Origin of the sequence: Neorhizobium huautlense (genome assembly GCF_002968575.1) — a bacterium.
In the GTDB taxonomy this organism is placed as follows: Bacteria; Pseudomonadota; Alphaproteobacteria; order Rhizobiales; family Rhizobiaceae; genus Neorhizobium; species Neorhizobium huautlense.
The window spans coordinates 1-12,411 of the sequence record NZ_PVBM01000009.1; the positions used below are offsets into that span (position 1 = coordinate 1).

General features: G+C 59.2%; 8 protein-coding genes and 3 pseudogenes. 6 read left to right on the forward strand and 5 right to left on the reverse strand.

Translation table 11 applies throughout. The annotated features are described in order from the left end of the window. Positions 1-314 precede the first annotated feature (314 nt). Positions 315-1,652: pseudogene (locus C5L12_RS28760) on the forward strand (aldehyde dehydrogenase family protein). Here the strand turns inward: C5L12_RS28760 and C5L12_RS11950 are convergent. Beyond that, the gene (locus C5L12_RS11950; protein ID WP_342588630.1) at positions 1,595-1,948 is read right to left on the reverse strand and encodes an NAD(P)H-binding protein; all 354 of its coding nucleotides are present in this window, start codon (positions 1,946-1,948) and stop codon (positions 1,595-1,597) included. The pseudogene C5L12_RS28760 and the gene C5L12_RS11950 overlap by 58 nt on opposite strands. 38 nt (positions 1,949-1,986) lie before the next feature. Beyond that, positions 1,987-2,856: an NmrA/HSCARG family protein gene (locus C5L12_RS11955; protein ID WP_105372279.1), complete on the reverse strand. Its 870-nt coding sequence runs from the start codon at positions 2,854-2,856 to the stop codon at positions 1,987-1,989. 104 nt (positions 2,857-2,960) lie between these two features. Between C5L12_RS11955 and C5L12_RS11960 the strand changes: the two genes are divergently transcribed. After that, a complete protein-coding gene (locus C5L12_RS11960) occupies positions 2,961-3,866 on the forward strand; it encodes a LysR family transcriptional regulator (protein ID WP_105372280.1) in 906 nt (301 codons plus the stop codon). Here the strand turns inward: C5L12_RS11960 and C5L12_RS11965 are convergent. Further along, positions 3,863-4,765 (reverse strand): AraC family transcriptional regulator, encoded by a 903-nt coding sequence (locus tag C5L12_RS11965; protein WP_105372426.1) that lies wholly within the window; start codon positions 4,763-4,765, stop codon positions 3,863-3,865. The genes C5L12_RS11960 and C5L12_RS11965 overlap by 4 nt on opposite strands. Positions 4,766-4,862: 97 nt before the next feature. Between C5L12_RS11965 and C5L12_RS11970 the strand changes: the two are divergent. The 3 genes and pseudogenes from C5L12_RS11970 to C5L12_RS11980 form a co-directional block, all read left to right on the forward strand. Beyond that, positions 4,863-5,620, forward strand: a pseudogene (locus C5L12_RS11970) (SDR family oxidoreductase). Positions 5,621-5,658: 38 nt separating this feature from the next. Next, entirely contained in the window at positions 5,659-6,603 is a 945-nt protein-coding gene (locus C5L12_RS11975) for an alpha/beta hydrolase family protein (protein WP_105372281.1), read from the forward strand. A gap of 135 nt (positions 6,604-6,738) precedes the next feature. Then, positions 6,739-7,242, forward strand: a pseudogene (locus C5L12_RS11980) (IS6 family transposase); the annotation flags it as partial. Positions 7,243-8,352: 1,110 nt separating this feature from the next. Here C5L12_RS11980 and C5L12_RS11990 read toward each other — a convergent pair. Then, on the reverse strand, positions 8,353-10,200 hold the full coding sequence (locus C5L12_RS11990) for an ABC transporter ATP-binding protein (RefSeq protein WP_105372282.1): 1,848 nt from the start codon (positions 10,198-10,200) through the stop codon (positions 8,353-8,355). A gap of 46 nt (positions 10,201-10,246) precedes the next feature. Between C5L12_RS11990 and C5L12_RS29065 the strand changes: the two genes are divergently transcribed. Continuing rightward, positions 10,247-10,906 (forward strand): response regulator, encoded by a 660-nt coding sequence (locus C5L12_RS29065; RefSeq protein ID WP_112800160.1) that lies wholly within the window; start codon positions 10,247-10,249, stop codon positions 10,904-10,906. On the opposite strand, the gene C5L12_RS12000 is transcribed toward C5L12_RS29065, so the two are convergent. Continuing rightward, complete coding sequence (locus C5L12_RS12000; RefSeq protein WP_105372283.1) at positions 10,903-12,354, reverse strand: sensor histidine kinase; 1,452 nt, start codon at positions 12,352-12,354, stop codon at positions 10,903-10,905. The two genes, C5L12_RS29065 and C5L12_RS12000, sit on opposite strands and share 4 nt — an antisense overlap. Positions 12,355-12,411: the final 57 nt, after the last annotated feature.

Sequence of the window (12,411 nt, forward strand, 5' to 3'; positions counted from 1 at the left end):
GAAGGCATGTCGTCGACGATATCCCGGTTGTCCTGATGGGAAGCTAGCGAGCCCGGCAGGCCTGGGTTGCGCTCTTAAAGGAGAATGGGAAGCCGGGAGCCGAACGCCACTCTGTGACCGAAGCCGGGAAACAGACCGGCGTTAGGGTCACGAATTGGAGAATGGTTCAGAACCGCAGGCGGGCAAAAACCCGTTCTGCGAACCGAGAAGCTTTAACTGATCGGGCCCAAACGCCGGTCAAAACATAACCGAACCCAAGGAAAAGCCGCGAAAATAAGCGTTCTTGCCCTTGTGTTCTTTCATTGGAGATCACCATGAGCAGCAAATTCCAGCTCCTGATCAACTGCAAGAGCCGCGAAGGTTCAGAAGGTGTCGCAGTTGACGTCATCAGTCCAGCGACGGGCGAGAGCATCGGCAAGGTGGCTTATGGGGCGCCGGCCGATATTGCAGAGGCAATAGAAACTGCCCGCAGCGGGCTCCAATCCTGGCAGGCCGTGCCGGCTTGGGAGCGCGGACGTATCCTGAAAGATGCCGCCGGGATCATCCGGCGCGATGCCGACCGCATCGCTGAGATGCTGACGCTGGAACAAGGCAAGCTCCTTGCTCAGGCACGTGACGAGGTTTATCGTGCCGCGGGCTTTATTGAATGGGGCGGAGAACAGGCCCGCCGGATAGCCGGCCGGACCGTGCCGGGCCGACAGGCGGGCCAGCACATCGAGGTTTAACCACATCCGATCGGGGTTGTCGCAGCGCTCACGCCCTGGAATTTTCCGATGGCGCTTGCTGCGAAGAAGTTTTCCCGCGCGCGCGCCGCCGGATGCGCCATCATCTGCAAACCCTCTCCGGAAACGCCGGGCTGCGTGCTGGCCTTGGGCGAGGCTCTGCTGGAGGCGGGGGTCCACCCGGCAGCCCTCGCCGTTGTTTTTGGGGATGCCAATCAGGTATCAACGCAGGTGATCGAGTCGCCCGTGATCTCCAGGATCACCTTCACAGGCAACATCCCGATCGGCAAACGCCTTGCCGCAGCGGCAGGCCTGCATATGAAGCCCGTGACGATGGAGCTCGGTGGTCATGCGCCTGTTGTTGTCTGCAGCGATGTAGATCCAGAGGCAACGGCGGAACTGCTGGTCCGCGCCAAGTTCACCAATGCCGGCCAGATCTGCCTCTGCCCGTCTCGCTTTTTTGTTGAGGAGAGCATTGCCAAAAGATTTGCCACCCGCTTCGCGGAGGTCGCGGCAAATTCGAAGGTGGGCGACGGCATGGACCCCGCCACCAAGGTCGGGCCCCTCGCCAACGAGCGCCGTGTAGAAGCCATCGCCCGCCTGGTTGACGACGCGCGAGACCGGGGTGCGCGGGTTCTTGCTGGCGGCAATCGTATCGGACATCACGGTTACTTCTATCCACCGACGGTTTTGACGAATGTTTCTGACGAGGCAGCCCTTCTTCATGAGGAGCCCTTCGGCCCGGTTGCCTAGATCCTGCCGTTCAGGGACGACGAGGCAATGCTTCACGCCGCAAACGGCCTTGAATTTGGCCTGTCTGCCTACGTGTTCACCCAGGTCGGCAAGTGTCAGCGCCGTCTGGTGGATGCACTTCAATACCGCGCGGTGTCGGTCAACAGCAGTCTCACACACTTGTGCCAGTCGCAGTGATCACGGCGTCGCGGCCTTTCATGCCTGACGTAGCGCCGTTCGTCACGGGCATCGCCGACAACGATCGTGGCTCCGGTCAGGTCAGCGGCTTTTTCCGGCGAGTGGACGAGTGCGGTAACATCGTAACGGCGGGCAATGGCCTGGCGGACGATGTGGCGGCCGGTCGGACCGGTGGCACCGATGATCAGGATTTTTGGGAGGTTGGTTGGCTTTGTTTCCGTTGGAGAGGTGAGCATGGGGGTGGGCGTGTTTTCGCCTTTAGGATTTCCGGATACGGTTGCGGTCGAATAGATCATGACGAGTGTCCTTGTTTTGACGTGTGGGACGGCCTGCCTCAGGCGGAGGCCGCAGTTTCCAGAGCGAAGGCGCGATAGGAGCGAAGCGTGCGGCCAAGCAGCGTCGTCAGGCGCTCGACATCGCCGTCGTCAGACAGCATGCCATCGGTCAGGAACCGTTCGCTCATCATGCGCATGTCGTAGGCCATCCACGCGGGCATGAACTGCTTGAGGTTCTGCTCGAAGGCCGCCGTATCACCACCGCCATAGTTGATTGGGCGTCCCAGGACGTCCGACCAAATGGCGGCGATATCGGATCCGGTGAGTGTTTCGGGGCCGACCAGATTGATGCGGGTGATGGGAAGCGGCTGTGCCGCCTGTTCACGACGGAGCAGCTCCAGAGCCGCGATCTCCGCGATATCACGCACATCGATCATGGCGAGGCCCTTCTCCCCGACTGGCATCGGGTAGACGCCGTTGCTGGTGATGACATCCTTGATCGTCACATCGTTCTGGATGAAGTAGGCCGGGCGAAGGATCGTGGCGGCCATGCCCATTTGTTCGATCATACGCTCGACGACAAACTTGCCGGCGAAGTGCGGGACGTTCACGTAGACGTCAGCATGGATCACCGACAGGTAGACGATCCGCTCAATGCCAGCCGACCGTGCCACATTAAGGGCGATCAGAGCCTGGGTGAATTCGTCCGGTACGACGGCGTTGAGCAGGAAGAGCGTAGAGACGCCGTCGAATGCGCTGCGTAGCGAGTCCACATCGAGGAGGTCGCCCTTCACAACGGCAACGCCGGCCGGAAAGGTTGCCTTGGACGGATCGCGAACGAGGGCACGAACGTCGGCACCGTGGTTGACGAGGTGCTGGATGACTTGCGCGCCGATATTGCCCGTGGCGCCGGTAATGAGGATGGTCATGGAAGTGTCTCCGGATGTGTGTGCTTGACACCCCGAATATGATTGGTTCAGAAATGACCCGATAGACGACTAATTTAGACGCACCGTCCCACAGGTGGAACGCCATGGACCTGCTTGCTCTTGCGGACTTCAATCTCGTCGCCCGCCACGGCGGCTTTGGCAAAGCGGCCCGCGCCACCGGACGTCCGAAAGCCACGCTGTCGAGGCGCGTCACGGAATTGGAGGCCGCACTCCAGCTTCGGCTGTTCGAACGCGGCACACGCATACTCAAGCTTACGGAAGAAGGGCTGGCGCTCTACGAGCGAACCGCCGTCCTGCTGACGGAACTGGACGAGACTGCGGCGGCGATCGCATCGGGCGCGGAAAAGCCTCGTGGTCGATTGCGGATCAGCGCGCCGCTTCTGTTGTCGCAGACAGCCATGGGCAGGATTGCAGCAGGCTTCGCGCTGAAATACCCTGATGTCCGGCTTGAAATCACCACAGAAGATCGCGCCGTCGACATGATCGAGGAGGGGTATGACCTTGTCATCCGCGTCAACCCGGCGCCGGACGAGAGCCTCGTCGGTCGGGCCTTCCTGCATGACCGCCTGGTTGTCGTGGCACGTCCTGATCTCGCCCGTCCCGCTAGCAGTCAGTCAGTTCCCGGCGTGGTCCGGGGAGGGGCAGGTCCAGAGACCTGGAATGTCATGACTTCCAAAGGGTCTGCGAAGATCAGGATCGATCCCGTTCTCGTCCTGTCCTCCCTCATCATGGTCCGCGATGCGGTGAGGACAGGCGTCGGGGCAGCACGCCTTCCGATCTCGCTGGTGGCCCAAGATCTCGCTGATGGGACATTGCAGCACTGGGGCGACATCGAAGGATCCGAAATCGCGCTCTGGGCGCTCTACCCATCGCGGCGTCTCTTGAGTGCGCGGGTTTCTGCCTTCCTCGATTTCCTGAAGCAAGCTTTTCCCAAGGGAACGCCCGAAGAATTGGCCGCCTATATCGGCGGTGAAGGTTGGACGCTTTAAGCCGCAATAGCAACTGCGCGCGAATAAGCACCGGGCGGCATTCCCACGTGCCGATTGAAGGCGACGCTGAAGGCACTTGTCGATCCGTAGCCAACGCGTTCGGCGATTTCGGCCAACGCCATATCTTCCCGAAGAAACTCTTTTGCCAGCGCCATGCGCCATCCGGTCGCGTACTCCATTGGCGCGACCCCAACCTCTCTGCGGAAGCGATCGAAGAAGGTCGAACGGGACATCGCAGCCTCTTGGGCAAGCGTCTCCACCGTCATGCTGCGACCCGGATCTGCATGGATCCGGCGCAAGGTCGGCGCCAGCAGTGGATCCGCCATGCCACGCAGGAGGCCCGGCGGCGCCTTGGCACTTGCGGCCGATCGCAGTGCGTCGATGAACAGAACCTCCAGCAAACGGTGAAGAACCATCTCACGCGCGGCACGGTCAGCCCTCGTCTCCTCGTTTATCATCTGGACCAAAGCCGTCAGTCGCTCTTCACCGTGAACATGGATGACTTCCGGCAGCAGCGATACGAGAAGAGCCTTGTCATCCGAGCCGAATGCACAATGCCCGACCAGTGCCTTGATCTCCGCCGGCGCTTCCGGGTCGCCCAGCCGAAAGACACCGGGGCTGGTTTCCAGGCGCTGGAGAAGTGCGCCGCGTGGTGGCGGCTCCATGCTGCTCATCGTGAACGAGAAGATCTGCGGGACCAGGACGAAGTCGCCAGCGGTTAGCACCATTGGGTCACGACCGGCAATCGTCATCAGGCAACGGCCTTCGACGACCGCGCAGTAGAAAGGACTCCCCAGTTCCGTCCGCTCAACCAGCCAATCACCTCCGCCCGTGACCAGCTTTGAGATCGACGGGCTTGGCTTGAGTAGCGAAACAACTTCGGCGACAGGGTCGGTCATCATTCGGACTTTCGCTAAACAATCTCGGACATGCGCATATAGCAAGTCCGGGCGATCAGGTCCATCTTCAACTCATTCAAATGTCAGGAGATAGAACATGCCAAAGATCCTCATCACCGGTTGCTCGTCCGGTTTCGGCCTCGCTATCGCGCAAAAATTCTTGAACGCCGGATGGGACGTGGTCGCGACCATGCGCACGCCGCGAAATGACCTGCTTCCGTCGAACGAACAGCTCGATATCCTGCCGCTCGATGTCACGGAGCCGGATAGTATCGCGAAGGCGGTGGAAGCCGCCGGCACGATCGATGCTCTGGTCAACAATGCCGGCGTCGGCATGCTCAATGTGCTGGAAGGCACGGAGATGTCGAAGATCCGCGAGCTGTTTGAGACCAATGTCTTTGGTGCGATGGCGATGACCAAAGCCGTTCTCCCGCAGATGCGGGCCCGCCGCTCAGGCGTCATCGTCAACGTCAGTTCCGCCGTCACTTTAAGGCCGTTGCCCGCGCTCTCGGTCTACAGCGCCAGCAAGGCGGCGCTTAATGCTTTCACGGAAAGCCTCGCGCTCGAAGCGGCTCTGTTCGACGTTCGAGCCAAACTCGTTCTGCCCGGCTCGGCGCCGACGACCGGCTTCGGCAAGAACGCTGTCTCGCGCATGGGCATGGAAATTCCCGAGCCATATGCCGCCTTCGTCCAGGACTACATGACGAGGCTGCGTTCAGGCACGAGGTTACGACGGCGGATGCGGTTGCAGAGGCGGTCTGGTGGTCAGTGACAGAGATTGACGCGCCGATGAAGATCCCGGCCGGCGCCGACGCGGAAACCTCGTTCCTGGAGGCGGGCCATTTACTCCCCTGAACATCACAATCCGAAATCCACCTTTGAAGGTCCAGACTATGAACAATCTGATCAACCTCGCGAAGCATATTCCTACGCCTGAAGCCACTCTCACCGTGGCCTACACTCCGATCCGCGTTTCGATGCCGGGCCGCCAGCCGCTGGAACTGCGTCTGACCGCGCCCGCTACGGAAAGTAACCTACCGATCCTGCTGCTGTCGCATGGCTACGGCCCATCCAACTATATCCCGTCAAAGGACGGATACGCTCCTCTTGTCCAGTTCTGGGCGGAGAGAGGGTTCGTCGTGATCCAGCCGACGCATGCAAGTTCGCGGGTGAGTGGCCTGCCGTCGGATGCACCTGGCGCACCGTTCTTCTGGCGCGAGCGTGTCGAGGAGATGAAGGCGATCCTCGACCACTTAGCCGAGATCGAGCAGCAGGCTCCAGCGATTGCGGGTCAGATGGATCATTCCCGCATCGGCGCAGTCGGTCATTCCTTTGGCGGCCACACCGTCGGGCTCCTGCTCGGCGCGCAGGTGGATCGCGAGGATTTCTCTGACCCTCGCATCTCGGCGGGCGTTCTCCTTACAACGCCAGGACGCGGCGGCAAGGACATGACGCCTGAGAGTGCTGCGCGGTTCCCGTTCTTCGACGTAGACTTCTCGACGCTCTCGACATGCAGCCTGGTCGTTTGCGGTGACATGGACAATCCGCATTTTACAACTCGCGGGCCTGAATGGCATGCGGATGCGTTCCACGATGCGCCGGGCGCCGAGGCGATGGTGATGATGCACGGCGTCGGACATGGCCTTGGCGGGATCGCGGCGCTCGATGCGAAGGAGACAGAGACTGAAGCACCAGACGTACTGGAAGCGACACGGCGTCTGACGCTCGCCTGGCTGCAGACGGCACTCGGGGCGGACGAGGGGGCTTGGCCGCGAGCTCGTCTTTCGCTTGAGCGTGAAGCGGCATCACTTGCGACGGTCACAGAGAAGCAGCTCTAGCCGCCGAGGCAAATCGGTAGGTTTGAAGCCGCGGCACCTTATAAATCACCGGGCGCCACGTGCGGGCGCTCAATGCAATCTGTGGCAGCCGTCGATAGGGTGCTGTCACGTTGTTGGTGACTTAACGGTTGACGGATAACCGGACGTGATGAGCGCGCCAACCATCAGCTACAAGAACCACCGTTTCCCACCGCAGATCATCGCCCATGCGGTCTGGCTGTATTTCCGGTTTCCGTTAAGCCTGAGGCTGGCGGAAGAAATGCCGCTGAAGCGCGGGATAGTCGTGTTCTACGAACCGATCCGGCGCTGGGGCCGCAAATTCAGTGCGGCCTACGCAAAGCGACTACGCAGAAAGAGTCCGTCGGGTAAGGATACCTGGCATCTGGAGGAGGTGGTCGTGACGATCGCCGGTCGAAAGCACTGGCTTTGGCGAGCCGTCGACCAAGATCGATATGTTCTCGACGAAATCGTGCAGGTTCGTCGCGGCACCAAGGCTGCCAAACGATTGTTGGTCAGACTGCTGAAGAAGCAAGGCTTGGCGCCAAAGAGGATGATCACCGAGTAACTGCGCTCATACGGGCGGCAAAGCCAGATGTGATGCCGGCCGTTGAACATGGATCACACAAAGGCCTCAACAACTGTGACGCGTGCCATCTCGTGCAGGGACATCAGTGGTGAGATCGTTGATGTTCTGTCCTATCTGTCCTGGATGCTGACGGCGGCGAAACACGATACTTCTACGAAGATCGTTTTGGTACATCATGGCTACTTGCGAGACAGGGCAATGGTTCGTCCATCGATACCCTGAATTAAGACAGTTCTGGCCCATCAGTCTGAGTTCAGCATTGTCCCGCCTTGCCGCCGACCTATGTGAGGCGACCACTGAGATATATTCAAGGGATAAGGACCACCCCTTTGCTGGAGCGATCATCCAGAAATGGCGGTCCTCCTCATTTTCTGGGGGCGGCTCCAAAATGTTCCGCCGGCGAAACTAGTGGACAGGCCGGGCGAACAGCCAATTTCGACATGAACATGCATCTTGCTATGGAAAGAAGGCTCCGGCGGAAATTTGGCACTCTGAATAGCGCCTAGATTTGTAGACGCCTTCTTTCCTAATTTTGAGGCAGGAAGAGCATCAAGCAGCGCCGAATTTACCCGCGGCTGGTGGCCAACCTACGAGGGTTAGCGGTGCCAAGCGTCGAATACAAAGGTCATTCGCGCCCCATCGGGAACACCAGATCCCTCGGCGGCGAGCGCGAAGCAACTTGGATCAGGTGGGGTATGCCACCTCCCAGAAGGCCCTCCTCAAGGCGGCGACGGAGCGAGCCGACAAGCTTCGGGGCAAAAGGGCAAGCAGTTCGATTTAACGAGCTGCTGAAGATGGCCAGACAGCGGTACCACCAACATCCGCAACACCAACAGCCGCCGTTGCAGGCGGTGGCTCGGGAGCAACACCGACAGTCATTCGCCGCTATAGATCGTTCGATCTATGTCACGGACATTTCACGCGAAATACCCTCTGTGTTTGCTAAAAAGACGTCGCCAAACAGACTGTTGGCGGGTCGGACGGGAAAAACGGCCTGACCCGCCCTTTATGTTTCTGTACTGCGTCGGCAGTGGGGTTCGCGTCCTGGCGGACCGGCGCGGACCCCATCCTTCGGGACTCGGGGTGATGGAAGCCAAAGTCGATAGCAGCAGGAACTCGCAACCACGGAGCCCATGACATCGAACGCTTCCACCGGACCTGCGCTAGTCATTGCCGATGTAGCCGCCGGTCTGTCGCCGCCATAGGCGAGTGTAAAGCCCATTCCGCGTCACAAGCTCCTCTGGGTTGCCCATTTCGACGATGCGGCCTTCACCTAAAACGACAATTCGATCCATGCTCGCGATGGTGGAGAGGCGATGCGCGATCGCGATGACTGTCTTGCCGGCCATCACCTTCGCGAGATTTTCCTGGATTGCAGCTTCGGACTCGCTGTCGAGGGCTGAAGTTGCCTCATCGAGCACGAGGATCGGCGCTTTCTTCAGCAGCACGCGGGCGATGGCAATACGTTGGCGCTGACCGCCTGAGAGCTTGACCCCGCGATCTCCAACGAAGGCATCGTAGCCCGAGCGGCCCTCCTTGTCCTTAAGATCAGCAATGAACCCATGCGCATGAGCGGCAATAGCAGCCTGCACAACCTCGTCATGGGACGCATCCGGGCGACCATAACGGATATTGTCACCCACCGAGCGGTGAAGAAGGGAAACATCCTGCGAGATGACGCCGATGTTTTCCCGCAGACTGCTTTGCGTGACGCCCCGGATATCCTGATCGTCAATAGCGATCGAACCTCCGTTGAGATCGTAGAATCGGAGCAGGAGGTTGACGAGCGTCGTCTTTCCCGCGCCAGATAGCCCCACTAGTCCAACCTTTTCACCGCCATGGACTGTCAAGTTCAAGCCGTCGATCACCGGCTTCTCGCGATGATAGGAGAAGCCAACCGAGTCAAATCGGATCTCGCCCGTTCCTACCTGCAGGGGCTTTGCATTCAACGCATCCACGACGGTTGGCGGTGTTGTCATCACAGGCATAGCGTCGCGCAATGTGCCGACGGCTTGAAAGATTTGTTGTCCCATGTCGATGAAGACCCGAGCGTTACCCGAAAGCCGCTGGGTGATGTAGATCGCGGCAACGAACTCTCCAGTCGAAACCGATGAATTCAGCATCCCGTGAAACCCGGTCCCGAGCATGGCGATCCAGAAGAGCGCATTGACGCTGTTTATTGTGACGCTGGTCACCATATAGACCCGCCTTTCATGCTGCTGACGAGTGATAGCGTTCGAGAAGATCCCTCGCAAAGCGCCAGCCTCGCTATCCTCTGCTGCAAACTGCTTTACCATCTGCATATTCGAATAGAGGTCCGTCATAGCGCCGACCACCAGGCTTCTCTGCTTCGCTGAGAGCTTCGATCGCTCCGAGAAATGCGGTACCGCTACGATCGCAATGGCGATGCTGATGATGATCCATATCAGCGCCGGCAACGTCAACTGCCAGCCGACGGAAGCTAGCAGCAGAAGCGATCCCAGGAAATGAACTGCAAAGTTGGGAATGCTATAGAAGGCCACAACGACCTGTTGCTGCACAGCGGTCGAGACTTGGGACAGTCGCGAAGCCACCTGGCCGGCAAACGTGTCGTGAAAGAACGCGATATCCTGCCGCTCGACCGCCTTATGCCCTTGCCACTGGATGGCAGAAGGTAAGCAGACCGCCACGGTTTGCGAGGAAAGGGCGCTCGTGACGAAGGAGAAGAAAGGCGAAATTGGGAAGAGCAGTACGGCCATAAGGACCAGCAGCGACCAATCTTCTGCCAGAAAGGTCGCCGCCCCCTTATTCGTGACCCCATCCACGATATCGGACAGGCTCCAAATCAGGAAGAGATTGATGCCCTCTACTGCCATCGAGAAGACGGCGATGGGGATGAGCGCGTACCGAAACATCCGCGCGAAATGCCAGAGCAGCACAAACGGCCCTTGAGTTGGGAGGGGCTGGTAAGGGATGTCGAGAGGACGGATCAGCGTCTCGAATGGCTGGAAAATGCGATCTGAAAAAGACATTGTGCTCTCATTGGAATTCAAACTCTGAAAATAGCCCTATTGAACCATGCATCGGTGCACGTGGGCACCCCATGGCAGTACCAAAAACCAGAATGAGCAGCTTATCCGTGGCCTCAGGAGAAGCGATCATACCCGTCGGAACGAGGGAACGTCCTCGAAACCTACTGCTGTGCTCTACACGACCGCTGATGGCGCTGAGAGACCTCAGGCCCTCGAGCGAACGCGGATCAAAACTAGGAAGACCAAAGTTAAAAACTGCGAGGAACCGAGTGCGACGCCTCGCGTTGCTCGACTTGACGACCACGGAGGCATCATGCAGCGCGTACTTATTGTTGAAGACGAATTTATGGTGGCCCTCGAGCTGGAGTCCGTCCTGGAGGATTTGGGATATCAGGTGATTGGTATTGCGGCTGATTCCACTACTGCGTCGCGGCTCGCCGAGCTGTCGCCAGACGTAGCATTGGTGGACGTGAATCTACGGGACGGTCCGACCGGGACCTTAGTTGGACAACGGCTTGGCAAATTAGGCATCAAAGTGGTATTCACGACGGCAAACCCAGCCCTGCTGGGGACGGGTGTGCCAGACACCATCGGGGTGCTTTCGAAACCATATGATGCGAACCAGGTGGAGGACGCGCTGGAATTTGTCCGTGGCGAGTTGTCTGCCCCGCCAGCTCCGCTCGTTGTATTTGAACAGCACGCTTAATGCCGCAAGAGATTGGCGAGCGGGCATTCTAAGACGACCTGAAGGCCTTCCGGCAACCACCGGCGTTCCAAAGTCCCGCCCAGTTGACCTTGAACGCTCACCAGGGACAGCTTGGTCCCAAAGCCCGTCCTTTCAGGCTCTCCCGTAATGCGTGGACCATTGGTTTCCGTCCAGGTGATGCGGCAGCGTTCCCCGTGCGCCTCCAACACTATGGCCACGCGGCCTTCTATCGTCGACAAGGCACCGTACTTGGCCGCGTTGGTGGCCAGCTCATGGAAGACCAGCGCAAGGGGCGTCGCCGAACGATCATCGATTGAAATTTCGTCTCCGGAAATCTGGAGGCGGCCTTGGTCCTCCGTGCGATAGGGGCGTAGAATTTCCTGGAGGAGATTCTGTAGTGTGGGCAACGTCGCCGAAGAACGAGATTCCTCGCTATGTGGCCGGGCGAAATCGTGGGCACGACCAAGGGCCGCGAGACGCTGTTGGATGTCCGAGGCGAACGCCTTGCTCTCTGGGAACCAACGTGCCGACTGGCCAATAATGCCATTGATGATAGCGAAGATGTTCTTGATGCGGTGGCTGAGTTCCTGGCTCAGGAGCGCGAGGCTATCGGTCGTCTCCTTTGCCACATGGATATCGGTGCAAGTTCCGTACCAGCGGTCAATTGCGCCGTCGGCATCTCGCATCGGCAACGCCCGCCCCAGAACCCAGCGGTACTCGCCCGAGTGATGTCGAAGGCGGTAGTCGATCTCGTAAAGCTCGCCTGTGGCGAGCGAATGACGCCATCGCTCCCAGGCCCGTTCCTGGTCATCGGGATGGAATAGGCCGTTCCACCCCTCGCCATCGGTGCTGCCGACCGACATGCCAGTGAACTCGTACCAGCGGGCGTTATAATAGTCATGATACCCATCCGGTCGGGTCGACCAGACCATTTGCGGCATGGCGTCGGCCAACATACGGAAACGCAGCTCGTGATGGCGAGCCTGCTCCATCAATCGATCAATCTCTAGATCGGCCGCGCGTACGGCGGAAATGTCCCGCGAGATGGAAAGCAGATGGCTCGGTCGCCCGTCTCGGTTCCTTATCGGAAGGACCTCGACATCCCAATATTTCAGCGTTCCTTTGAATGTCGCCGTGTAACCCTGAAAATGATATGACCTGCCCTCGCGTCCGGCCGCAATGGCCTCGAGAGCGGCTTGCTGTTCGGGACCCGACCAGAAGTCTGGCCAGGGGCAATGCTGAATTTGCCGAAAATCCTCGATCTCCATAACCCGTGTGCCACCCTCGCTCATGAAGAGCAGGCGGCCGTCTAGGTCGAGAATCTTCACGCAGTCACTGCTTGCAGCTAGCAAGGATCGCAAGATGTCGGCTGTGTTCAGTCCTTCAGGAAGGTCGGGAATAATCGTGGCGCTGGACACGTGGTCACGTTCGCCGACATTCGACTTCATATAAATACCACGTCCCGGAGAGTTACCCAAAACCCCATACGCCAACTTCCAGCGTTT